General features: G+C 60.9%; 22 protein-coding genes. 21 read left to right on the top strand and 1 reads right to left on the bottom strand.

All coding sequences use genetic code 11. From position 1 onward, the window contains the following. The first annotated feature begins 61 nt into the window (after positions 1-61). On the top strand, positions 62-1,081 hold the full coding sequence (locus H8K11_13625) for a hypothetical protein (GenBank protein ID MCS6264789.1): 1,020 nt from the start codon (positions 62-64) through the stop codon (positions 1,079-1,081). A 27-nt stretch (positions 1,082-1,108) separates the two neighbouring features. Here the strand turns inward: H8K11_13625 and H8K11_13620 are convergent, their stop codons facing one another. Then, positions 1,109-2,203, bottom strand: coding sequence for a hypothetical protein (locus tag H8K11_13620; protein ID MCS6264788.1), 1,095 nt, complete (start codon positions 2,201-2,203; stop codon positions 1,109-1,111). A gap of 135 nt (positions 2,204-2,338) precedes the next feature. Here H8K11_13620 and asnS point away from each other — a divergent pair, with 135 nt between their 5' ends. The 20 genes from asnS to H8K11_13520 all read left to right on the top strand — a co-directional run bounded on the left by asnS (position 2,339) and on the right by H8K11_13520 (position 24,305). Beyond that, positions 2,339-3,631: an asparagine--tRNA ligase gene (asnS, locus tag H8K11_13615; GenBank protein MCS6264787.1), complete on the top strand. Its 1,293-nt coding sequence runs from the start codon at positions 2,339-2,341 to the stop codon at positions 3,629-3,631. Positions 3,632-3,937: 306 nt separating this feature from the next. Continuing rightward, a complete protein-coding gene (gene rsmH / locus H8K11_13610; GenBank protein MCS6264786.1) occupies positions 3,938-4,867 on the top strand; it encodes a 16S rRNA (cytosine(1402)-N(4))-methyltransferase RsmH in 930 nt (309 codons plus the stop codon). Further along, complete coding sequence (locus H8K11_13605) at positions 4,864-5,196, top strand: cell division protein FtsL (protein MCS6264785.1); 333 nt, start codon at positions 4,864-4,866, stop codon at positions 5,194-5,196. The genes rsmH and H8K11_13605 overlap by 4 nt, the downstream gene beginning before the upstream one ends. Beyond that, positions 5,196-6,914, top strand: a complete 1,719-nt coding sequence (locus H8K11_13600) for a penicillin-binding protein 2 (GenBank protein MCS6264784.1) — start codon at positions 5,196-5,198, stop codon at positions 6,912-6,914. The genes H8K11_13605 and H8K11_13600 overlap by 1 nt, the downstream gene beginning before the upstream one ends. A 1-nt stretch (position 6,915) precedes the next feature. Further along, positions 6,916-8,424, top strand: a complete 1,509-nt coding sequence (locus H8K11_13595) for a UDP-N-acetylmuramoyl-L-alanyl-D-glutamate--2,6-diaminopimelate ligase (protein MCS6264783.1) — start codon at positions 6,916-6,918, stop codon at positions 8,422-8,424. Between the two features lie 18 nt (positions 8,425-8,442). Continuing rightward, a complete protein-coding gene (gene murF / locus H8K11_13590) occupies positions 8,443-9,906 on the top strand; it encodes a UDP-N-acetylmuramoyl-tripeptide--D-alanyl-D-alanine ligase (GenBank protein ID MCS6264782.1) in 1,464 nt (487 codons plus the stop codon). Between the two features lie 64 nt (positions 9,907-9,970). Beyond that, on the top strand, positions 9,971-11,047 hold the full coding sequence (locus H8K11_13585) for a phospho-N-acetylmuramoyl-pentapeptide-transferase (protein MCS6264781.1): 1,077 nt from the start codon (positions 9,971-9,973) through the stop codon (positions 11,045-11,047). Positions 11,048-11,057: 10 nt separating this feature from the next. Next, positions 11,058-12,446, top strand: a complete 1,389-nt coding sequence (gene murD, locus H8K11_13580; GenBank protein MCS6264780.1) for a UDP-N-acetylmuramoyl-L-alanine--D-glutamate ligase — start codon at positions 11,058-11,060, stop codon at positions 12,444-12,446. Positions 12,447-12,481: 35 nt separating this feature from the next. Then, positions 12,482-13,690: a putative lipid II flippase FtsW gene (gene ftsW, locus H8K11_13575; protein MCS6264779.1), complete on the top strand. Its 1,209-nt coding sequence runs from the start codon at positions 12,482-12,484 to the stop codon at positions 13,688-13,690. After that, positions 13,687-14,808: an undecaprenyldiphospho-muramoylpentapeptide beta-N-acetylglucosaminyltransferase gene (gene murG, locus H8K11_13570; protein MCS6264778.1), complete on the top strand. Its 1,122-nt coding sequence runs from the start codon at positions 13,687-13,689 to the stop codon at positions 14,806-14,808. The genes ftsW and murG overlap by 4 nt, the downstream gene beginning before the upstream one ends. Positions 14,809-14,890: 82 nt before the next feature. Continuing rightward, positions 14,891-16,273, top strand: coding sequence for a UDP-N-acetylmuramate--L-alanine ligase (locus H8K11_13565; GenBank protein MCS6264777.1), 1,383 nt, complete (start codon positions 14,891-14,893; stop codon positions 16,271-16,273). Positions 16,274-16,294: 21 nt separating this feature from the next. Then, entirely contained in the window at positions 16,295-17,227 is a 933-nt protein-coding gene (gene murB, locus H8K11_13560) for a UDP-N-acetylmuramate dehydrogenase (GenBank protein ID MCS6264776.1), read from the top strand. Between the two features lie 9 nt (positions 17,228-17,236). Then, positions 17,237-18,235 (top strand): D-alanine--D-alanine ligase, encoded by a 999-nt coding sequence (locus tag H8K11_13555; protein MCS6264775.1) that lies wholly within the window; start codon positions 17,237-17,239, stop codon positions 18,233-18,235. Positions 18,236-18,237: 2 nt separating this feature from the next. Further along, entirely contained in the window at positions 18,238-19,107 is an 870-nt protein-coding gene (locus H8K11_13550) for an FtsQ-type POTRA domain-containing protein (GenBank protein MCS6264774.1), read from the top strand. Positions 19,108-19,112: 5 nt separating this feature from the next. Further along, positions 19,113-20,348, top strand: coding sequence for a cell division protein FtsA (ftsA, locus tag H8K11_13545; protein ID MCS6264773.1), 1,236 nt, complete (start codon positions 19,113-19,115; stop codon positions 20,346-20,348). A gap of 54 nt (positions 20,349-20,402) precedes the next feature. Then, complete coding sequence (ftsZ, locus tag H8K11_13540; GenBank protein MCS6264772.1) at positions 20,403-21,605, top strand: cell division protein FtsZ; 1,203 nt, start codon at positions 20,403-20,405, stop codon at positions 21,603-21,605. Positions 21,606-21,645: 40 nt separating this feature from the next. Next, entirely contained in the window at positions 21,646-22,389 is a 744-nt protein-coding gene (pgeF, locus tag H8K11_13535) for a peptidoglycan editing factor PgeF (GenBank protein ID MCS6264771.1), read from the top strand. A gap of 101 nt (positions 22,390-22,490) precedes the next feature. Next, the gene (locus H8K11_13530; protein ID MCS6264770.1) at positions 22,491-23,198 is read left to right on the top strand and encodes a YggS family pyridoxal phosphate-dependent enzyme; all 708 of its coding nucleotides are present in this window, start codon (positions 22,491-22,493) and stop codon (positions 23,196-23,198) included. A gap of 4 nt (positions 23,199-23,202) precedes the next feature. Then, the gene (gene proC, locus H8K11_13525) at positions 23,203-24,009 is read left to right on the top strand and encodes a pyrroline-5-carboxylate reductase (GenBank protein ID MCS6264769.1); all 807 of its coding nucleotides are present in this window, start codon (positions 23,203-23,205) and stop codon (positions 24,007-24,009) included. Continuing rightward, positions 24,009-24,305 carry a YggT family protein gene (locus H8K11_13520; protein MCS6264768.1) on the top strand — a complete coding sequence of 99 codons (297 nt, stop codon included), beginning with the start codon at positions 24,009-24,011 and terminating at the stop codon, positions 24,303-24,305. Before proC ends, H8K11_13520 begins: the two co-directional genes overlap by 1 nt. Positions 24,306-24,312 lie beyond the last annotated feature (7 nt).

Below are 24,312 nucleotides of genomic sequence, written 5' to 3'. Positions count from 1 at the left end.
TCGCTGCGGCCTTGCTGGGCGACCTGTTTGACCATCCCATACAGTCGCCACTAGTTCCAGCATGGCCAAACGTCTCATCTGTCTTTTGTTCTTCGTGTGGTCCCTTGGCGGATGCACCGGCAGTGATCCGATCGTCGTCATTCATCTCCATCCCACCAACCCGGACATTCTCTACATCGCCACGAACGACTACATTTACAAGTCGCGTGACGGCGGCAAGACCTGGAGCAATCTCTCAAAAGGGATGAGCCACTCGCGCGTGATTGCGATGGCGATTGACCCCGCTTATCCCGCGACGATTTATGCCGGGACAAAAGGCGATGCCGTATACAAGAGTTACGACGGCGGACAGCGCTGGACGTCCATGCGTGGCGGGCTCGACGATGCCACCATTTCCTCAGTCGTGAACCAATTTGTGTTCGACCCCGCCGACGACACCCATATCTTTCTGGCTACGACCATGGGTGTGTTCGAAACGAGAAATGCCGGTGAGCGGTGGACGAAGCGGATGGACGGAATGAAGGAAGTGTTGATGGTGGTCACCTTGGGCATGGATCCCTCGCGATCGTCCGTGCTCTATGCCGGTACCAGCGGCGGCGTCTACAAGTCGGTCAATCAGGCGGCGCATTGGGTGCAGGTGAATAACGGTTTGGTGCCGGAGGGGATGGTGAAGACCTCACGCGCGCTGAGCGTCACATCGGTGCAGGTCGATCCATTTACGATGGAGACAGTCTACGCGGCGACCCTGGCCGGGCTCTATAAAACCACCGATGGCGCCGCTTCCTGGGTACGCATCGGCGAATCGTTGCAGGATCAGATGATCGTCTCGATGGTACTCGACCGTGCGCGGCCCGGAGTGATGTATGTGGCGGCCCGGGATGGCATCCACCGGAGTGAGGATGGCGGCAAGAGCTGGGTGGCATTGAACGAGGGGTTGGCGACCACCAATATCCGGTCGCTGGCGCAGAGCCCTCTGGATCCACAGCTGTTCTACGCCGGTACGAACGGCAGTGGATTGTACCGGAGTACGGACGGGGGGGCGCATTGGGAGGCGCTGCCGTCGGTGTTTCCCAAGGAGTAACCGGGTGTAGATTCGGCCCGCACGAGTCTACCGGCGGGACTGGTTATTGAGGGAGGAGTCGCCGATTTCGGCGCCGACGCCCCGTGTCTGCACCGACGACGAGCGTTCGACGTTCTCTGCTGAATTGATGTCAAAGCCGAATGCATTCGGCAGGGTGGTGTCCTGGGTGTGAGTGCCCACCCGGTCCGGCAAATTACTGTCTTTGAGATCTTCCCCTCTGCGGGGTCGCAGAGATTCGTTGACGTTGCTGTACGGCGAGACTGTGGCTCCGATGTCGGCGCCGAAGCTTGGATTGAGGGATCGATTCAAATGGGTGTTCTCGATGTCTCCGCCGATCCTGGTCGGGATGGTGGTGTCCTGGATGTCCATGCCTGTCGGTGCTGAGGCCGGTGGCCTCTTGGCTCGAACGTCATGAGCAATGGCTTCGCGTTCCTCATCGATGCGCCGCGCTTCTCTCCCGCGCTGCTCATAGTCCAATGAATCGAGCTTCTCGAATCGCTCTCCAAGCGCCTTGATGCGCGTCTTGATTTTCATGAGGTCGTCCCGAGCGATGGCGACGGTTCCGACGATCTCGCTGAGTGTCCACTGGCGGGCAAAGGTGCCGAGCTTCGGCGATTGCCCAGGGCCGCCGCCGAGCCCTCCTGCCCCGCTTCCCACGCCGAAGCCCGTACTGTTGTAGATGCCTTTTTGTTGCACCGACATCAGGATGTGGTTGGACTGTTCCAGGAGTTCGTCGATCCGTTCGATGGAATCGAACTCGCCGGCGCAGCATTCCAGAAATTCTCGATATTCGCGGGTAAACTTCGACGCTTCATTCTGGATATCAACAATCTTGAGCGGCTCCTTCGGAGTGGAGGCGTCATGATCAGCCGGGTCCGGCTTCTCCGGTTTTTTCGCGTCGCGTTCCTCATCGTACAGAGCCGTGCAGCCTGCATCGGGAGTGGCGGTGATCCGCTTGTCTGCCGTGCGGTCCGGGCACCAATAGATTTTCCCGGGCCGGTTTAACGGGTTGTCGGTTCGGAATTCCCCTGCCAGTGCGGAGGGCAGCAGGCCCAACAGAAGAAGCGCGGTGAGCAGCGGTGTGAGTGATCGGGGATGGTGGAGCATTATGGTGTGCATCATGATGCGATGATGCCCCTGGTATGACATTGTGTCAACGAAAGGGGGGATTTGTGATGCGCTTGAAAAGCCCGTAACTGTTCGTTACCCTCCGGCCATAGGCCTCTTCGGCACACCTCTATCTGAATAGGATGTCCTATGCCTGTGATGTACATCGATGAAGCCGCCGCCCATGCCGGGCAGGAAGTGACGATTCGAGGATGGCTCCGGAGCCGCCGTGACAAGGGAAAACTCCATTTTCTGACCGTTCGGGATGGAACCGGGGACATTCAGGCGGTCGTGAGCAAGGCGACGGTGGGTGAGGCGCAGTTTGCTCGATCGGCGGAACTCACTCAGGAGTCCAGTCTCGTCCTCACCGGCACGTTACGGCAGGATGCGCGTGCGCCGGGCGGGTATGAGCTCGACGTGCTTCGTCTTGAAGTGTTGCAGGTAGCGGAGCCTTTTCCCATCCAACCGAAAGAACACGGCACGGGATTCTTGATGGAGCATCGCCATCTCTGGCTGCGCTCCAGCCGACAGCATGCCGTGCTCCGCATTCGCCATGAAATTATTCGAGCCTGCCGGAATTTTTTCGACGATCACGGTTTTACGCTGGTCGATGCGCCGATTTTCACGCCGAATGCCTGTGAGGGCACGACCACCTTATTTCAAACGCAGTACTTTGATGAGACGGCCTATTTGACCCAGAGCGGGCAACTCTATAGTGAGGCCACCGCTGCGGCATTCGGCAAAGTGTATTGTTTTGGTCCGACCTTTCGCGCAGAAAAGTCCAAGACGCGACGGCATTTGATGGAGTTTTGGATGGTGGAGCCGGAGGTGGCCTTTGCGCAATTGCCCGATATGATGGATTTGGCTGAACAGTTCCTCTCCCATATTGTGGCAGCGGTGCTGAAGAGTCGTCGCGCCGAATTGCTTCTGCTGGAACGGGATCTCGCGAAGCTGGAGCGTGTGACGGCGCCGTTCCCTCGCATTACCTACGAAGAGGCCATCGCTATTCTGCAGCGGAAAGGCAATCCCGCGAAGCCTGGTGACGATTTTGGCGCCGATGATGAGACCATTCTTTCCAATGAATTCGACCGGCCTGTCATTGTGCATCGATATCCTGCGGCCTTGAAAGCATTTTATATGGAGACGGATCCGGAGCGGCCTGATCTGGCGCTCTGTATGGATGTGTTGGCGCCGGAGGGCTATGGAGAAATCATCGGCGGCGGCCAGCGCATCCATTCTTACGAAAAACTTTTGGCGCGTATTCAGGAGCATCATCTTCCGGTTGAGGCGTTTCAATGGTATCTCGATCTCCGTCGGTACGGCTCGGTTCCTCACGCGGGGTTTGGAATGGGTATTGAGCGCGCCGTGGCCTGGATTTGCGGCCTCGATCATGTGCGGGAAACGATTCCCTTTCCCAGGATGTTGTATCGACTCTACCCATAGCAGCGAGCCCCCTCCGTTTCTGCCTGCATTTCGGCGAGCGTGACCATCGAAATGCAGGTATTTCATCCATCTGATTTTTTGATAGTCCCCGCTTTTTCCTGGTAGAAACGTGTTCAAAAATCATTTCAAGGTGGGCGAGTTTCCCACAGACTTATCCACAAATGTGGATAACTTTCCCGCAAATTCCGGCCAAATTAGACATGTGTCTAAACTGAACAATATTCTTGATAAATAGGGGTTAATTCTGTTGACAGCCATTTGGTTGGGTGTATACTCCACCCAATGAGTGGGGTGAAGTGGGTGGAAATGGAAATAGATTCTGCTCGCGATTCCCATGAGCCGGTTTTAGTCGAAGAGATCTTGTTCTGGTTGCAGTGTAAACCAGGTGGTGTTTACGTGGACTGCACTCTTGGATATGCAGGGCTCGCTGCTCGCCTCCTCGATCGCTCCGCTCCAGATGGCATCCTTGTGGGAATTGATCGCGATGCTGCGGCGCTCGCGGAGTCACAAATGCGTCTGCGAGAGGTCGCGCATCGAGTGCATTTCCGACATGGAAATTTCTGCGACCTGAAAGCGTTGATCGGTGGGAGCGGGGTGTCGCGCGTGGATGGCGTGATTTTCGATCTGGGTGTCTCCTCGCCCCAGCTCGATCGTGCGGAGCGAGGTTTCAGTTTTCGGGAAGACGGCCCGCTGGATATGCGCATGGATCAGCGCGAAGGACGCACGGCTGCGGATCTGGTTCGTGATCTGCCCGAGACCGAGTTGGCCGATCTGATCTATCAGCTTGGTGAGGAGCGATACTCGCGCCGAATTGCCCGCGCGATCGTGCAGGCCCGGATGCAGGGGGTGATCGGAACAACCTGGCAGTTGGCGGCGGTGGTGGAGCGCGCGGTGCCGGCTTCGTATCGGCACGGACGCATTCATTGTGCCACACGCACCTTTCAGGCGTTGCGAATTGCCGTGAATCGTGAGTTGGACGTGTTAGAGCCGGCGCTCCGTGATGCGGTGGACATTCTGGCGCCGGGCGGGCGTGTCTGTGCCGTCTCGTTTCATTCGCTCGAAGACAGGATCGTGAAGCATACGTTTCGGGCGCTGGCGAACGGCCCCGAAGCGTCGGTGAGGGTGTTGACGAAAAAACCGGTCATCGCCTCGGAAAACGAGCGTAGCCGAAACCCGCGGTCACGGAGCGCAAAGTTGCGAGTCGTGGAGCGGATCTCCAAGGAGTATGTGAAATGAAAGCCGTCGCATTTGCCGCGGTCACATCGCTGGTGTTGCTCTTTGTGTGGGAGCGGGTGGACATCGTCCGCATCGGCTACCACATCGAACGGCTGAAGGCGCAGAAGGTCCTCCTCGAGCGCGAGCGCGATGAATTACGCGTGAAGCTCTCCGGCCTCACGGCACCTGAGCGGATTGCGCGTCTGGCTAGCGACAAGTTGGGGATGATGCAGCCGGAAAAGGGCCAGGTCGTCGTCATCAACATCGAGCCGGAAGCGCCGGCGAATCCGGTCGTGGCGGAGGGTGAGGTGCGGATCGCCAAAAACATCGTCACGCGGAGAGCGCGATAGTGGCTTCGACCCCTTTTCGCAGTCGTCGTATTGTAGTGGCCTGCGGGCTGGGGGTCGCGTTCGCGCTGGTCATTGTCCGTCTGGTGAATCTCCAGGTGATGCAGTCGGCGGAGCTGACCGTGAAGGCCGATCGGCAGCATCAGAAAAATGTCACGCTGGAAGGCGCGCGCGGGACGATCTACGATCGAAACAGTAAAGTATTGGCGATGAATATGGATGTGCCGTCCGTATTCGGCGTTCCGGCTTCTCTCGGGAATCCGGGCGTCACTGCGCGTAACCTCTCGCCGATCTTGCACGTTAAGGCGACGGAGCTCGAAAAAAAACTGAAGCAGGAAAAACACTTTGTGTGGCTGGCGCGCAAGTTGGAACCGGAGCAGGGGCGGCGGCTTGAGCGCCTGGCCCTCGATGGCGTCGGAGTTGTGATGGAAGGGCGCCGCTTCTATCCCAAGGGGCCGCTGCTGTCGCACGTGCTGGGATTTGCCGGCATGGATGATCGTGGATTGGAAGGGGTGGAGCTGCGATATGAGCAGTACCTGCGTGGCGAGAAGCGGGCGGTGGTCTTGCAGCGCGATGCCTTGGGGCGTGCCGTATTTCCGAAAGGGCTCAATGAGGAAGGCGCAGCGGCCGGGCACAGCCTGACCCTCACTGTGGATGAAGTGATTCAGTACATCGCGGAGAAAGAGCTGGATGAGGCCGTGAGCCGATCCAATGCCAAATCAGGCACGATCATTGTGATGGACCCGAAAACCGGGGCCGTGTTGGCCATGGCGGTCAGTCCGCGATTCGACCCCAACACGGTCGGAGCGCTGGCCCCGGACCGGTGGCGCAATCGCGCGTTGACGGATACCTATGAGCCCGGGTCCACCATGAAGACGGTGATTGCGGCGGCGGCGCTTGAGGAGAAGGTGATGACGCCCGGGAGCATGATCTATGGAGAGAACGGGCAATTCTCAATCGCTAATACCGTGATTCACGATCACGAAAAATCCGGTTGGATGACCTTTGCGCAGATGATCCAGAAATCGAGCAATATCGGCGCGGCGAAGGTCGGCATGGCCTTGGGTGAATGGCGGGTCTTCGACTACCTCAAGGAGTTCGGGTTCGGCGACAAGACCGGCATTGATTTGCCGGGTGAAACGGCCGGATTGCTGCGAGGACCGCGCCAGTGGGGCAAGCGTTCCCTGGCTTCGATTTCGATGGGGCAGGAGGTCGGCGTGACGCCGCTGCAGATGGTGACCGCCATCTCAGCCATTGCAAACGGGGGCGTGTTGATGAAGCCTCACGTGGTCTCCGAGATCCGTAATGCGAAGGGACAGTTGGTGGCGCAAACCATGCCGCAAGCGAAACGGCGGGTCATCTCCGCTGATACGGCCAGGACGTTGACGACGCTGCTCGAGGGTGTGGTGACGAACGGCACCGGAGGGAAAGCAGCGATCCCCGGATTCCGGGTGGCCGGTAAGACCGGTACGGCACAAAAAGTGGATCCCCGCACCGGCGCCTACTCTTCCACGCTGCTGGTCGGGTCGTTTCTCGGGTATGTGCCGGCGGAAGATCCGCGGTTGGCGATGATCGTCGTGATCGACGAACCTCGCGGCGAGGGTTGGGGGGGCGTCGTAGCGGCCCCGGTATTCCGTCGGGTCGGCGAGCAGGTGCTGAATTATCTGGGTGTGGCGGTGGACGAACCGGTCAAGCTGGCGATGGCCGGCCTTGAATCCTGATATGACACTCGATGAATTGATCAGTCCGATACACGGGCGCCTCGGAGTGCTGGAACGGAACGGAGACCAGCGCGTGACCATTGCCGACCTGACTGATGATTCCCGAACCGTGGGCCCCGGGTCGCTCTTCGTCGCTGTGCCTGGGGAGCGCGTCGATGGTCATCAGTTTATGGACCGGGTGGTTGCTGCAGGCGCGGCGGCTGTCGTGGTGCAACGAAACGACAATGTCGGTGCGATTCCCTGCGTCCGTGTGGAGGACTCGCGCGCCGCGCTCGGGATTCTCGGCAGCCGGTTCTACGGAGATCCGTCATCCTCGTTACGGATGATCGGCGTGACGGGTACCAATGGAAAGACCACCACGACCTATGTCGTCAAGACCATGCTGGAGGCCGCACAGCGCCGGGTCGGCCTCATCGGGACGGTCGCTTATCTCGTCGGGAAGGAGTCGATTCCGGCATCGCACACGACGCCGGGCGCGTTGGAGTTACAGAAATTATTTGCACGAATGCGCGATGCAAGGTTGGATACGGTGGTGATGGAGGTCTCGTCGCATGCGCTGGCCTTGGATCGGACGGCCGGATCCGAGTTCGACGTCGCCGTCTTTACGAATCTCACGCAGGACCACCTCGACTTTCATCTCGACATGGAACGGTATTTCCAGGCGAAGCTGAAACTTTTTGTCGAGTTGGGAAAGGCGGGCGCGGTGAAGCAGCGGAAGCGCGCAATCATCAATGTGGACGATCCATGGGGCGCGCGGATTCGTGCGGCTTGCACCGTTCCGGTCTGGACCTACGGCTTGCACCGGGAGGCCGATATTTACGCCGAGGGCGTGAGCCTCTCGCCGGCCGGCACCAGTTTTACGTTGCGCAGTCCTGTCGGAATCTGCCAGATCAAGAGCCGTCTGGTCGGAGAGCACAATGTCTCGAACCTTCTGGCTGCCATCGGAGTGGTGTTGCATGAAGGGCTGACGCTCGATCAAGTCCGATCTGCCGTCGAGACGGTCACGAACGTGCCGGGGCGATTCGAACTCGTCGAAGCCGGTCAGAACTTTTCCGTGGTGGTGGACTATGCGCATACCGAAGACGCGCTGGTTCGGTTGTTGACCGCAGCCCAGGCGCTTCGCACGGGGCGCATCATCACTGTCTTCGGGTGCGGCGGGGACCGTGACCGGACCAAGCGCCCTAAAATGGGGCGGGCCGCCGTGCAGTATAGTGATGTGGTGATCCTGACATCGGATAACCCGCGTACCGAAGATCCTGCGGCGATCCTGCGCGAGGTCGAGGTCGGAGTCAAAGAAGCGCTGGCGGACCGGGGTCATGTGCGGTATCGCATGGTTGCGGATCGTGGGGAGGCCATCGAGGCTGCCATTCGTGAGGCGAAGCCGGGGGATATGGTGTTGATCGCGGGGAAGGGGCACGAAGATTACCAGATCGTGGGAACCACGAAACATCACTTCGACGATCGGGAAGTCGCGCGCGCCACGATCGAGGCGCTCCGATCCGGAGCCTGAGCCTGAGCGAGGAAACGCATGCGGGAGCATGGGAATCGCGGTGTGATGGCGCTGTTTACGGTCGAGGAAATCTGCGAGGTCTTGAGTGTCAGGCCGCCGGCCGGCGTCACGCCTCAGGATTTGAAACAACGCATTCGTCGTGTGGTGACCGATTCGCGGGTGGTGCGCAAAGGCGATCTCTTCATCGCCTTCCAGGGCGAGCGGTTTGACGCGCATACCTTCGTGCCGAAGGTGTTGGCCCAGGGGGCGGTCTGTGCCATCGTGCAGGCGGACTATCGCTTACCTCCGGCGCCGAAACGTGCCGGCGTGCCCATGCTGCTCGGGGTAAGAGATACGCTTGAGGCCTACCAACGCCTGGCCACGCACTATCGCAACCGGTTTCCCATCCCGGTCATTGCCATTACGGGGAGCAACGGCAAGACGACGACGAAAGAAATGGTCGCCCAGGTGGTGGCACAGCGCTGGAAAACGCTCAAGACCGAGGGCAATCTCAATAATCGAATCGGCGTCCCGCAGACCCTGTTTCAATTGGCGCCTCGCCATCAGGCTGCCGTCATTGAAATGGGGGTGGATCAGCAGGGGCAGACCACCCGGCTATGCGAAATCGCGAGGCCGACGATCGGCGTGATCACCAACATCGGCCCGGACCATTTGGAGTTTTTCGGCAGTATGGAAGGGTCCGCGCAGGCCAAGGCTGAGTTGCTCGACCATTTGCCTCAGGACGGAGCGGTGGTGTTGAACGCCGACGATGAATATTTTGACTATCTTGCGGCCCGTGCGCAGTGCCGGGTCGTGGCCTTTGGGGTGTCTCCCAAAGCCGCCATTCGCGCGGCCAATATCCGGGTCGATGAAAAAGGCGGAACGGTGTTCGGCCTGGTGGTGCCGGGAAAGAGTCGTCAGACGGAAATTCGCATCCGGACGCAGGGGCAACACAATGTGAGCAATGCCCTCGCGGCGGCTGCGGTCGGGTATGCGTTGGGGTTATCGGGAACGGCCATCGCCGAGGGGCTGGCGAAGTTTCGTCCGGCCGCGATGAGATCGCAGATCAGCCTCTCCCACGGGGTGCAGGTGATCAACGATTGCTACAACGCGAATCCGGCCTCGATGAAAGCGGCCGTCCAACTGCTGGCGGAGCTCGGCCGGGGAAAACGGTCGATTGCGGCGCTGGGCGACATGCTGGAGCTGGGCACGGACAGCAAGCGGATGCATCGGGAAGTGGGGGCGTTTCTGGCCTCGCAAGGGATCGGACATCTGCTGGCTTGCGGCGTATTGGGCCGAGAGTTGGCCGAAGGCGCCCGGCAGGCCGGGATGGCGTCCGACCACATCACGGAATTGCCCGATGCGCCGGCGGCAGCCGCGGCCCTGGCGCGGATGGTTCGGCAAGGCGACGTGGTGCTGGTCAAGGCTTCGCGGGGTATGCGCATGGAACAGGTCGTGGAAGCCGTGACGGGAATGCGACGGGTCGCACGAAAGGCCTGCTAGTCGACAGGCACATACAGAGGAACTTTAGGGCCCGCCGATCCATGGCGGGCAAAGATGCCGTAGGATGTTATACAACTGGCTATACCCCCTTCACACACAGTTTTCATTCCTGAACGTCTTTCGATATCAGAGCTTCCGGATTATCTATGCGGCGGTCACGGCGTTTCTGATCGCCTTTGTGATGGCTCCCTGGGTGATCCGCAAGCTGCAGGAGATTAAGCTCGGGCAGCAGATTCGCGACGATGGGCCGAAGCGGCATTTGGCCAAGAGCGGCACCCCGACCATGGGCGGAATTCTCATTATCTTCGCAGTGGTCTTATCCACCCTGCTGTGGGCCGATATGACCAACCGGTATGTGTGGTTGGTCGTGGTGGCGACGGTGGGCTTCGGCGCGATCGGGTTCGCAGATGACTATCTCAAGTTCATCAAGCGCCAATCGAAAGGCCTCTCGGCGGCACAAAAATTCACCTGCCAGATTCTGGTCGCGCTGACCATCGGTGTGTTTCTCTACACCTTGCCCAGCTATACGACGAAACTCAGCGTGCCGTTCTTTAAATTTTTCACGCCCGACCTCGGCTGGTTCTACATTGTGTTCGTCATTCTTGTCATTGTCGGCAGCTCCAACGCCGTCAATTTGACGGACGGGCTTGATGGGCTGGCGATCGGTCCGGTCATGATCGCCTCACTGGCCTATACGATCGTGGCTTATGTGACCGGGAACCGTGTGATGGCCGAATATTTGCTTATCCCCTACATCGAAGGTGCGGGAGAAATCGCCATCTTTACCGGAGCCATTTTGGGATCGAGTCTGGGCTTTTTGTGGTTCAACACCTATCCGGCCTCCGTCTTCATGGGCGATGTGGGCTCGCTTCCGTTGGGGGCGGCACTCGGCACCGTGGCCGTGATCAGCAAGCATGAACTGCTGCTGCTGTTGGTCGGCGGCGTCTTCGTCATTGAAGCCTTGTCGGTCATCCTGCAAGTGGGGTCCTATAAGCTCCGGGGAAAACGTATCTTCAATATGGCGCCCATTCACCATCACTTCGAGATGAAGGGTTGGGACGAGCCGAAGGTCGTGGTGCGTCTGTGGATCATTGCCATTTTGCTGGCGTTGCTCAGCTTGAGCACGCTCAAATTACGGTAGGCGAACAGCAGTGAACGTCAAAGATCTTCAAGTCACGGTGGTCGGACTAGCCCGAAGCGGAGTGGGCGCGGCGCGCCTGTTGAGCCATCTCGGGGCTCGGGTCACCCTGGCCGACCGGAAGGAAGCGCATGAACTGACCGCCATCCTGTCGCAGGTGGACCGGACGAGCATCGCGGTGAAGGTGGGGGCGCAGTATGAGTCCGCCCTCGAAGGGGCCGATCTTGTCGTGATCAGCCCGGGTGTGCCGACTCAACTCGATGCGCTCAATCGGGTGAGGGCCCGCGGGGTCCGGGTCATCGGGGAGCTGGAATTGGCCTCCCGCTTTTTGACGGCACCGGTGGTGGCCGTGACCGGGACCAACGGGAAGAGCACGACGGTGACGCTGATCGGCAAGTTTCTGCAGGAGAGCGGCAAGCGCGCTTTTGTCGGGGGCAATCTGGGAATTGCCGCCAGCGAGGCGGCCTTGGCCTCGGTGCAGGCGAAGGCGGGGACGGTCGCACCCTATGAGTATGTGGTGCTGGAAGTCTCCAGTTTCCAACTTGAGACGATGGAGCAGTTCCATCCCTGGATTGCCTCGATCTTGAATGTGACCTTAGATCATATGGACCGCTATGCCTCGGTGGAGGACTATGTGGCGGCCAAGGCGAACATCTTCGCCAACCAAACGGCCGGCGACTATTCGCTGTTCAATCTCGATGATGCGCGTGTGGCCGCGCTGCGCGGGCGCACCAAGGGTACCGTCCTGGGCTTCAGCCGTAGCGGAGCCACGGTGTCGGGTGTGGCGGGGGCGACGGTGCTTGACGGCGACCTGATTGTGACGACGGTTCGCGGACGGCGGGAGGAAATCTGCCGCCGGAGCGACATGCGGCTGATCGGCCTCCATAACGTCGAAAATGTGATGGCGGCGGTGACGTATGGTCTGCTCTGCGGTTGTCCGATCGAGGCCATTCGCGCCGTGCTGCGATCCTTCCCCGGGCTGGAACATGCCTTGGAGGTGGTACGTGAGCGTCGCGGGGTTCGCTTCGTGAACGACTCCAAGGGCACCAATGTCGATGCGGTGTTGAAGGCGCTTGAAGGAATAGACCAGCCGATTTGGTTAATTGCCGGCGGCCGCGACAAGGGCGGCGACTTTTCCCGCCTCGAAGGCGCGATACGGGAACGAGTGAAAGGGCTGATTTTGATCGGAGAGGCAGCCGGCCGTATCCAGGATGCGATGGGAGATTTTGACCGGTGTCGTCCTGCAGCGACCCTCCGCGACGCCGTGGAGCTTGCTGCTCGCGAGGCGCAGCCCGGTGAGGTGGTCTTACTCTCGCCGGCCTGCGCCAGTTTCGACATGTTTGCGGATTATCAAGACCGGGGCCGGCAGTTTAAGGCCCTGGTACAAGGGCTGCCGGCGTAAAGCGGGAGCCGTGTGGGAGGAACGACAGCTGATCGATGGCACAGCATGCGCTCGGAACACTGATGTTGCCCTGGTCGACCTCGACCCAGCGGGCGACCAAACGCGTGCCGGTCGATCCGGCCCTGCTGGCCGTGACGCTCATTCTTGCCCTGGTGGGAGTGGTCATGGTGTTCAGTGCCAGCGCGGTGGTGGCGGGGAATCGGTTTCACGACCCCTGGTATTTCCTGAAGCGTCAGTTGGCCTGGCTGGGCGCCGGCCTCCTGGTGATGCATCTCATTTCGAAGATCGACTACAGCATATGGAAGAAGCTGGCGATTCCGCTGCTGTTCGGGACGACGGTGTTGCTGGTGTTGGTACTCGTTCCGTCGCTCGGCAGCGTGGCCAAGGGGGCGCGGCGGTGGTTGCACCTCGGTCCGCTCAACATTCAGCCGGCCGAGCTGGCAAAGTACGCGGTGGCCATATACATCGCGGCCTACCTGACCAAGAAGCAGGATCAGATCACCAATTTTTCTCGAGGCCTCTTACCGCCGCTGATCGTGTTGGGATTGCTGAGCGGCTTGGTTTTGCTGGAGCCCGATCTGGGGACGGTCGTGGTGATGGGCCTGGTGGTCGTGACGATGCTGTTTCTGGCAGGGGCGCGAATCAAACACCTGGGCCTCCTGGCGCTCTGTGCGCTGCCGACGGTGGCGGCCTTAATCCTGGGGTCTCCTTATCGGCGTCGACGCGTGATCGAGTATCTGTACGGGGCCAAGGATCCGACCGGCTCCGGATATCAAATCCATCAGTCCTTTCTGGCGTTCGGCAGCGGCGGCCCGTTCGGTGTGGGGCTGGGCGAAGGGAAACAGAAGTTGTTTTTCTTGCCGGAGGCGCATACCGACTTTGTGCTGGCTCTGGTCGGCGAAGAATTGGGGCTGATGGGCACCGTGACCATCGTGTTGCTGTTCGGGCTGTTCGTCATCAAGGGCTTTCAGATCGCGGGACGTGCCCGGAACCCGTTCGGTCGGCATCTGGCCATGGGCATCACGCTCCTTGTCGGCATGCAGGCCTTGGTCAATGTCGGAGTGGTCACCGGACTGCTGCCGACCAAAGGCTTGACCCTGCCCTTTGTCAGCTACGGCGGCTCATCATTGTTGGCCAATTTGTTCGGCGTGGGAATTCTATTGAACATTTCACGCGACCGGCAGGGCGGGCAGGACAGCAGTGGGCCGCGGGTGGTGCGCAAGCGCGGCGTGGTGACGGAATGAACGTGGTCATCGCTGCCGGTGGAACGGGAGGCCATCTCTATCCGGCGATCGCCGTCGCACGGGAATTTTTACGGCGCGATCCATCCACCAGGATTCTGTTTGTCGGCACCACGCGTGGAATCGAGCGCAAAGTGCTGGCCCACGAAGGCTTTCCCTTGCAGTGCATCGATGCCAATCCTCTGATGGGAAAAAGTCCGCTTGAGGTCCTGAAGGCCCTGGTCACCTTGCCGAAGAGTCTGTGGCAATCGATGAGCATCCTCAAGAAGCAGAGTGCGGATCTCGTGTTCGGCGTGGGCGGGTACACCAGTCCGGCGATGCTCCTGGCGGCGTTTCTGCGACGGATCCCCGGTGTGATTCTCGAGCCGAACGCCTATCCCGGCATGGCGAACAAGGCGGTGGCGCCGTTCGTGCAGCGGGTGTTCCTGGCCTTCGAATCGACGGTGACATTTTTCGATCGATGCAAAACCAGCGTGGTGGGCACACCGGTTCGGCAGGCGTTTCTAGACGCTGCCGGTCCGGCAGCGAGCCGGGCAGAGGAACGCACCACTCGACACCTGTTGGTCTTCGGCGGCAGTCAGGGAGCGAAGGCCATCAATTCGGCGGTGATTGAGGCCTTGCCGTTGCTTCGCGCCATGAAGGACCAGCTTACCATCACTCATCAAACCGGCGAGGCGGATCACGCCAGAGTCGTGGCCGCGTATGAACAGGCTGGAATGCCCGCGCAGGTCGTGCCCTTTCTCTACGACATGCCCACGGTGCTGCGAGGCGCGGATCTTGTAGTGGCAAGGGCCGGAGCCATGACGATTGCCGAATTGACGGTCTGCGGAAAGGCGGCGATTTTGATTCCGCTGCCGACGGCCATCTACAACCATCAACTGCGGAATGCCGAGGTGATGGCGAAGGCGGGCGGCGCAGTGCTCCTGCCGCAAGCAGAATTGAACGGGCCTGGACTGGCGCAAACCGTCTTGCAGATTTTGAAGGAGCCGCATCGGCTTCAGACTATGAGTGAACAGAGTTGGAATATGCGACGCAGCGATGCGGCAGAAACCATCGTTCGTGAGTGTTACGACGTCATAAGGAGGCGCCATGAGGCCAGCGACAGCGCTCGCGCCCTATGAACAACGAGAGCGGGAGACACAGCAACAGGACCGGAGCAGTGGGCAGCGATCATTTCGAGGACAGGAGCTAAGGCGGACGGCGATGTTTAGAAAGACACAACATATTCACCTGGTGGGCATCGGCGGATCCGGGATGAGCGGGATCGCCGAGGTGTTGTTGACGCTCGGGTATAAGGTGAGTGGATCGGATCTCAGTCAGTCGGAAACGACGCGCCGGCTTGAGGAATTAGGGGGGCGCATCGCGATCGGTCATCACGAGTCCAATATCGGGGAGGCGCAGGTCGTGGTGATCTCCTCCGCAGTGGCCGCCGCTAATCCCGAAGTGGTCGCGGCAAAAGCCCGGCAGATTCCGGTCATCCCGCGTGCGGAGATGTTGGCGGAGCTGATGCGGCTCAAGTTCGGCGTCGCGATCGCCGGCGCCCATGGGAAGACGACGACGACCTCGATGGTGGCCAATGTGCTCGCGCAAGGCGGATTGGATCCCACCATGGTGATCGGGGGCAAGGTAAATGCGCTGGGGAGCCATGCGCGGCTGGGGCGCGGCGATTTGCTCATTGCGGAAGCGGATGAAAGCGACGGGTCGTTTCTGCGACTCGCCCCGACCATTGCCGCCGTCACCAATATCGACCGCGAGCACCTGGACCACTACGGGACCATGGAAAAGTTGAACGACAGTTTTCTGGAATTCGTGAACAAGGTGCCGTTCTACGGCTTGGCCGTGTTGTGCTCCGACGATGAACGGCTGCGAAGTCTGTTGCCGCGCGTGGTGAAGCGTTATCAGACTTTCGGCCTGCACGAACACCCCGGCCATGTGCCCGACTTTCGCGCCACCGACATCAGCTTGCGGCAATGGGGGTCGGAGTTCCGGGTGTTTTTCCGCGGACGCAACCTCGGCCCGTTCAGGTTGTCCATTCCCGGCATTCACAATGTGTCGAATTCACTGGTCGCGATCGCCATCGGCATGGAGTTGGATATTCCGGTCGATCTCATTCGGAAAGGCCTCGCGGCGTTCAGCGGGGTGGAGCGACGGTTCCACCTGCGCGGGGAGAAGTCCGGCATCATGGTGGTGGACGATTATGGGCATCATCCGACCGAGGTACGGGCCACGATCGCGGCCGCGAAGCAGGGGTGGGATCGACGCGTGGTCGTGTTGTTCCAGCCCCATCGCTACAGCCGTTCTCGCGATCTGATGCAGGAATTCGCCCATGCGTTCGACCAGGCGGATGCGCTCTTCATGACGGAAATTTATGCGGCGGGTGAACAGCCCATTCCCGGCGTGTCCGGCGCGAAGCTGGTGGAGGCGGTGCAGGCGGCCGGGCATCCTTCGGCCACCTTCGTGGAGCGCAAGGACACCCTGGCGGAGCAGGTGCTGCCGACCCTGAAATCCGGGGATCTCGTGATTACCCTCGGCGCAGGGGATATCTGGAAAGCGGGATTGGCGATTCTTGAGCGATTGCCGGCGTAGAGGGCGACGAGGCGAACAACCGTGTCACGTGCGGCGGGCAAAGATCATGCGGCAAGAACCAGGAAAGACTGGGCGCGTATTCTTGAAGGGGTTCGTGGAACGGTCACGTACGAGGCCTCGCTGCAGGCCTATACTTCATTCCGCATCGGTGGCCCGGCGGAAGTCCTGGTGGAGCCGGCCGATGTGGAGGACCTTTGCCGGGTGGTGGCACAGGCTCGCGCGGAACACGTTCCGGTCTTTGTGGTGGGCGGGACCAATCTGCTCGTTCGTGACGGGGGCATCCGCGGGATCGTGGTTAGCCTGCGGCAATTCAAAGCCATCCGCCAGGAACCGGACCAGGTGCTCTATGCAGAAGGGGGCGTGGGCATGCCGACGTTGATCGGATATGCCATTCGCCGGTCACTCGCCGGTTTGGAATGGGGCGCCGGGATTCCCGGGACCGTGGCGGGGTGCGTCGTGATGAATGCAGGCACACGCCTGGGTGAAATGAAGGATTCCGTCAAGGCCGTCCGGATGGTAGATCCTCGCGGCCGGGTGGTGGATATTCCCGCCGCGGATATTCCGTTCAGTTATCGACGGGCGCATCTGCCGCGCGGCATCGTGGCGGGAGTCTGGGTGCAGTTGAGGCCCGGCGATCACGACCGGATTGAAAAGACAGTGAAGGACTATCTGCAATATCGCAAGCAGACCCAGCCGCTCACCTTGCCGAGCGCCGGGTGCGTGTTTAAGAACCCTCCGCAGGACTCCGCCGGTCGCCTGGTGGACGCGGCGGGCCTGAAGGGGGCCCGCATCGGAGATGCACAGGTCTCGGACAAGCACGCGAATTTTATGGTGAACGTCGGCCATGCGCGCGCGGCCGATGTGCTGGCCTTGATCAAGAAGGTTCGCGCGGCCGTGAAAAAGGTGTCGGGCGTGAAGCTGGAATTGGAACTGAAGGTGGTCGGTGAGGCCTGACGCGGATCGATGAAGGGAGTGGATGTGACGGAACGGAAGCCGCTGACACGTTCAAAAATCGGAGTCCTGATGGGCGGTCAATCGTCTGAACGGGAAGTATCGCTGAAGACCGGCGAGGCTGTGTATCGCTCGCTGGTGCGAAGCGGCTACGACGCAGTGGCCATCGATGTCGGCCCGGATCTGTCCAAGACGCTGCAGGAGCAGGCGGTTGAGATCGGGTTTCTGGCGCTGCACGGACCGGGAGGCGAAGACGGCGCGATCCAGGGGTTTTTGGAAACCCTCGGCATCCCCTATACGGGATCCGGTGTCCGGGCCAGCGCCATCGGGATGCATAAGGTGGTGACCAAGACGGAATTGGCCGCTCAGGGCATTCCGGTCCCGCGCGGGACGGTGGTGCTTCGCGGCACGGCTCCCAGTCTGAATCGAGTGCTGAGCACCTGTAAGTTGAAGTTGCCGGTGGTCGTGAAGCCGGCGAGCCAGGGATCCACGATCGGAGTGACCATTGTCCGGAAGCCGTCGCAATGGAAGGAAGCTCTTCGCACGGCGCACCGGTATGACGAAGAAGCGATGGTCGAGGCGTTTATCCCTGGACATGAGGTCACGGTGTCGCTTCTGGGCGGCCCCGACGGAGTGGTGACCGGGTTGCCGGCCGTGGAGATCGTGGCGCCGGATGGATTTTATGACTTCTCGGCCAAGTATGAGAAAGGTCGAACCCAGTACCTGTGCCCGGCGCCGCTCCCGGCCGCAGTCACTCGGCAGATCAAGCAACTGGCGATCCGGACCTATCAGGCCTTGGGATGCAGCGGGGCGGCCCGGGTTGATTTCCGTATCACGCCCAAGGGCAAGCCGTTTGTGCTTGAGATCAACACCGTGCCGGGAATGACGGAGACGAGTCTGCTGCCGATGGCGGCGGGGAAGGCCGGATTGTCGTACGACGTATTGACGGAGCGAATTCTCCAGTCCGCGCTCGGGCGGGCCGGAATCGGATCATTTCGAGCCGTGAGGTAGCGATGTCGCTGCGGTGGCGCAAGGTACGCCCGGTGAAAGTGAACCCGCGGGCGAATGCCCGTTCGGAATCCGCGCTGGGCCGCCATCGGACCGGTGAGACGGGCGGGTATTGGTCCAGGCTGGGGCGGGGCCTGCTGATTACCTTGCGGGTGGTGGCCACGGTGACTGTGCTGGTCGGCGGTTGTTCCGGGTTGTTCGTCCTGGCGCGGGAAGTGGGACCTCTGACGCGGGAATGGTTTCTGGTGCGCTCCGTGTCGGTGAGCGGGTTGCACCATGTGACGAGGAAAGAAGTGATCGGGAGATTGGCGTTGAAGCCTGATACCGCGCTCTACTCCATTAACCCGTCCTGGTTGGCCGACCGGATCAAGACCCATCCCTGGATCAAGGATGCGACGGTGGTGCTGAAGCCCTTACATGAAATTCATATCGACATCGTTGAGCGGGAACCTGCGGTCGTGGTACGCACGCTGTCGGAGAATCTCCTGGCCGATTCGGACGGGTTCTTGCTGGCGCATCTCGGGTCGGCGGATGATCCGACCCTACCGATGTTGTCCGGTGTCGACGGCAAGCGGCTGGTGCAGGGAAAACCGGACGATCGTCGCCCCGTGCAGGTCGGCGCGGCTCTGGCCCGCATGGTCGGACAGACGACCGGAGGACGGCCGGATATCAATGTGGGGAATCTCAATAATCTGGTAGTCGAGGTTCAGGGTGTGACGTTTCAATTCAGTGAGTCGTCGATGAATCAGCAATGGTACCGGTTTCTCAAAATGCGGCCCGCACTGCGTGATGTGGCCTTTGACGGCGAGGGCGCCAGGGCGAATGAAATCGATCTTCGCTTTGCCGACCGCGTCATTGTTCGGGGAAGGGGGTGAGCCGAGTGTCTAAGCGGGATCATATCCTGGTCGGACTCGACATCGGGACCACCAAGATCTGTGCGATTGTCGCCGAAGTGCCGGAGGAGGGCCCGCTGAATATCATCGGCGTCGGCTCCTGCCCCTCGCGCGGGCTTCGCAAGGGTGTGGTGGTCAATATCGAGAGTACGGTGGAGTCGATCAAGAAGGCGGTTGAGGAAGCGGAGCTCATGGCGGCCGTGCAGATCAATTCGGTCTATACGGGCATCGCCGGTAGTCATATCTCAGGAGAAAACCTCAAGGGCGTCGTGGCCCTCAAGAAACAGGAAGTCACGCGCGACGACATCAGCCGTGCGGTGGAGAGTGCGCGAACTCTTGCCGTGATTCCTCACGAGCGCCGCATCTTGCACGTGTTACCGCGCGAATTCATGGTCGACGATCAGGAAGGCGTGCGCGAGCCCCTGGGCATGTCCGGCAACCGGCTGGAGGTCAACGTCCATGTCATCACCGGCGCGGTAACGTCGGCGCAAAACATCATCAAGAGTGTGAACCGGGCCGGGCTCGACGTCGTGGACATTATCCTGCAGCCCCTCGCGTCAAGCGAAGCCGTCCTGAGCGCCGAAGAGCGGGAGTTGGGAGTCGCCATGGTGGATCTGGGCGGCGGCACGACCGACCTGGCGATCTTCCTCGACGGCAGCATCCGCCACACGGCGGTGCTCCCGATCGGCGGCCAGAATTTGACCAAAGATCTGGCTATCGGTCTGCTCACCTCGCAAACCGACGCCGAGAAAATCAAAGTGCAGCATGGCATTGCCCGCACAGAGCTGGTGCATGGGCATCAAATGGTGGAAGTGCCGTCGGTCGGCGATCGGCCGCCGCGGCAATTCACGCGCCGTGATATCGCGGAGATTCTCGAGCCGCGCGTCGAGGAAATGTTCGATCTGGTGAAACGCGAAATCGTACGAGCCGGCTATGAAGGCATGCTCGGTGCCGGCGTGGTGATCACGGGCGGGACCTCATTATTGGAAGGGATGCCGGATGCTGCGGAGCGAGGGCTGAATCTGCCCGCTCGACGCGGCATGCCGACGGGCATCGGTGGGCTGCGCGATATCGTCAGCAACCCGATGCACGCGACCGGTGTCGGGCTGTTGTTGCATGCACGTCAACATGCCGACAACTTGGAGGCTGCCGGCATCCGTCACGGCAAAGGGTTGGGGAAAGTGTTCGATCGCATGCGATCGTGGATGTTCGAGTTTTTCTAACTTTTGCGGACGGCTTAAGACCACGTCCGCGCCATCGTCAAGGGAGGTGCCACGATGTTTTCATTTCAAGAGGAGCCGCAATCGCCCGTTCGCATCAAAGTGATCGGTGTCGGAGGAGCGGGGTGCAACGCCGTCAATACGATGATCACCGGCGGATTGTGCCGGGTCGATTTCGTGGCCGCGAATACGGATGTGCAGGCGCTCGAGCGGTCTCAGGCGTCGTATAAGATTCAGATCGGGCCGGAGCGGACTCGCGGCCTCGGCGCCGGTGCCAAGCCTGAAGTGGGACGCGACGCCGCGTTGGAAAGCAAAGACGAGATTCGCGAGAGTCTGGTCGGCGCCGACATGGTGTTTGTCACCGCCGGAATGGGCGGCGGCACCGGGACAGGCGCGGCTCCGATCGTGGCCAGTATCGCGCGTGAACTGGGCATCCTGACCGTCGCAGTTGTGACCAAGCCCTTCCAGTATGAAGGACACCGGCGGATGAGCCACGCCGAGGAAGGCATTCGCGATCTCGGGAGGCATGTCGATACGCTCCTGATTATCCCGAATCAACGGTTGCTGGGAATCGTGGACAAGGCCACCCCGTTGCTGGATGCGTTCAAGGTGGCGGACGATGTGCTGCGTCAGGCGATCCAGGGCATTGCGGACGTGATTACGACCATCGGGTTGGTCAACGTCGATTTCGCCGATGTGCGGACGATCATGGCGCACACGGGACGCGCAGTCATGGGTATGGGCATCGGACGCGGCGCCAACCGGGCGCAGGAAGCGGCGCAGAAGGCGATTTGCAGTCCCTTGTTGGAAGAGGGCAGTGTCGAAGGTGCCCGTGGAGTGCTGCTGAATATCACGGGCGGCCCGAATATGTCGCTGCATGAAGTGGAAGAAGCGGCCTCGATCGTTCAGCATGCGGCGGATGCCGAAGCGAACATCATCGTCGGACAGGTCATCAATCCTGAGATCGGCGATGATCTGATCGTGACCGTGATTGCGACCGGCTTCGAGCGCGAAGAACAAGCGACTGCGCGACCGGCCGTCGCGGCGGAACGCCCTGCGGCACGGACTCCCAACGGCCGCCCGGCGCAACAGGTGCTGACCGGCGTGCATGCGACAGGATCGGATCGCCCCCATAAGGACTTGGATCGTCCGACCTTCCTTCGCCGCATGGGCGAGACCCGCGAAGCCGTGGAGCGGATCGCGGTGGTCGGCGACGATGAATGGGATGTGCCGACGTTTCTGCGCAAGCAGGCCGACTGAGCACGAAGCGGTATCGGTCACTGCGAGGATTGAAATCGGGATGGCGTCAGAGATCATCACGGCGCCGTCGTTTACGACGGCCACGGATGGGGTGGAACATTTTTTCGGCACCCGGTTGTCGTCCGTCTCGGTGACGCCGGGTCGTGCCGCTGTGCCAGGGGCTCCGCATCGCGAACGAGGCGCGAGCGTGATCCTGTCCGTCAAACAGGTTCACGGGACGGATGCGCTGATCGTCGATCGGCCGGTCGAGCAGGGCGACGCCTTCGAAGGAGGCTGGGACGCGTTAGTGACTGACCAGCCCGGCGTGATGGTCACTGTGCGGACCGCGGATTGTGTGCCGGTGCTGCTGCACGATCCAGAGCGACGAGTGGTTGCGGCGATCCATGCAGGCTGGCGAGGTGCGGTGGCCGGTATTGTGCCGAAGACGGTGGCCTTGATGGTGAGCCGGTTCGGGGCGACTGTGGATCGGCTGCAGATGGCGATCGGTCCTTCTGCCGGTCCCTGCTGTTACGAAGTGGATGAGCCGGTCCTTGCGCGACTGCGGGAGGTTTTTCCCGAATGGCAATCAGTCGTGAAACCGGTGAGCAGCCAGAAGGCGCATCTGGATCTGCGCGCCTTTGTGCGCCGGCAAGCGCTGGCTGACGGACTGGCCGCAGAGCGGGTCGCAACGGTCGATGCCTGTACCATCTGTCAGCCCGAGCGGTTTTATAGTTATCGTCGCGACGGGGTGGTGAAGGCCACGATGGTCAGCGGGATTGCCCTCGTGCCCAGACGGTCGGTTTGAGATCGATACCCGATCGATGTGATATCCGGTACTTCTCGAATCACCTGCTCAGGGGCGACATGGGGTGACAGAGAACATGGAGCAAGCTGCAGGGCGGCAGGATGAATGCAGACCTGGGGACGATTGCGGGTCGGGTTCGATCAGTGCTCGACGAAATACAACGTGCGACCGCTCGTGCGGGGCGCCTGCCAGGCTCTGTTCGTCTCATTGCCGCGTCCAAGACCGTGTCCGTTGAACGGCTGCGTCAGGCGGTGGACGCGGGCCTTCGGCACCTGGGAGAGAATCGCGTTCAGGAAGCCTTGCCGAAAATCGACGCGTTGGAGCGCGAAGGGGTCGTGTGGCACTTTATCGGGACCCTCCAACGGCGCAAGGTGAAGTCGGTCGTCGGGCGATTTGAGACGATTCATTCCGTGGACAGCCTTGCCCTGGCGGAAGAGATCGACCGGCAGGCGAAGGTTGCACGGCTGCGGCAACGTGTTCTGTTGGAAGTAAATCTTGGTGGAGAAGCCAGCAAGGGAGGATTTGAGCCCACGACACTGGTGGCGGCCCTGGAATCCCTGAACGGGCTCGAACATCTGGATATTCGCGGCCTCATGGCCATTCCCCCACCCACTCCGACGGCTGAAGACGCGCGTCCCTACTTTCGACAACTCCGGACCCTCGCTCAGGCATTGACAGCGCGGGGGTACAGGAACATTAATATGCAGGAGCTCTCGATGGGCATGTCGCACGACTATCCCGTTGCCATCGAGGAAGGGGCGACGTACGTGCGAGTCGGAACGGCGATTTTCGGAGCGCGAGGTGAGTAAACCGATGCTGACACAACCGATTGCATTCCTCGGCGGTGGGCAAATGGCGGAGGCGCTGATCGGCGGACTCCTGGCTGCGGGTGCCTGTGAGCCGGCATCGATTTGCGCGACGGACCCGGTCGCCGCGCGTCGCGATGTATTGAAATCGCGGTTCGGCATTCGTGTCGGCGATGAGAATGCGAAGGCTGTTCGGGAGGCCGATCTGGTGGTCCTGGCAGTGAAACCGCAGGCGATGCCGGCGGTGCTCAGTGATGCGGGGCAGGCCTGTGCCGGGAAATTGGTGGTTTCCATTGCCGCCGGTGTGACGACCGCCTGGATCAGCGAGCGGATCGTGACGCCCAGAGGCATCATCCGGGCGATGCCTAACACGCCGGCTTTGGTGCGGGAAGGAGTGACGGCGTTGACCAGTCCGCCCGACCTCCGATCTGACGATCTGGTCGCGGTGCGGACATTGTTTGAGGCGGTCGGGTCGGTCGTCTCGGTTGAGGAACGACTCATGGATGCCGTGACCGGCCTGAGCGGAAGCGGCCCTGCCTATGTATTCGTCGCCATTGAAGCCTTGGCCGACGGCGGCGTCCGGATGGGATTGCCGCGTGCGACCGCTGAACTCCTGGCCGCGCAGACGGTTTTAGGTGCCGCAAGAATGGTTTTGGAGCGCGGAGAACATCCGGCCCGGTTGAAGGATCAGGTGGCGTCGCCGGGAGGTACCACGATCGCCGGGTTGTACCAGCTGGAGGCTGGAGGGCTGCGGAGCTGTCTGATGGCGGCCGTCGAAGCGGCCACGAAACGTTCACAGGAGTTGGGACGCTGATGTTTGTCTTGAGCAATGTGCTGCAAGGAACGGCCACGGTGCTGGATACGGTCTTGTGGCTGTACATGTGGGTCATCATCGCCCGCGCGTTGATTTCGTGGGTCAATCCGGACCCGTGGAACCCGATCGTGCAGTTTTTGGAGCGCGCGACGGAGCCGGTGCTCACGCCGATCCGTCGGCTGGTCGGATGGCGCATGGGCATGGATCTGTCGCCGATGATCGCGATTCTGATCCTTGTCTTTTTGCAATATGCCGTGGTTCAATCGTTACGGGATTTCGCCGTGCGGATGCATTAACCGTCGG

Source organism: Nitrospira sp., from assembly GCA_024998565.1.
GTDB lineage: Bacteria > Nitrospirota > Nitrospiria > Nitrospirales > Nitrospiraceae > Nitrospira_A.
The sequence above is the reverse complement of the archived record's forward strand: the minus strand, read 5'-3'. Positions and strand labels throughout refer to the sequence as shown.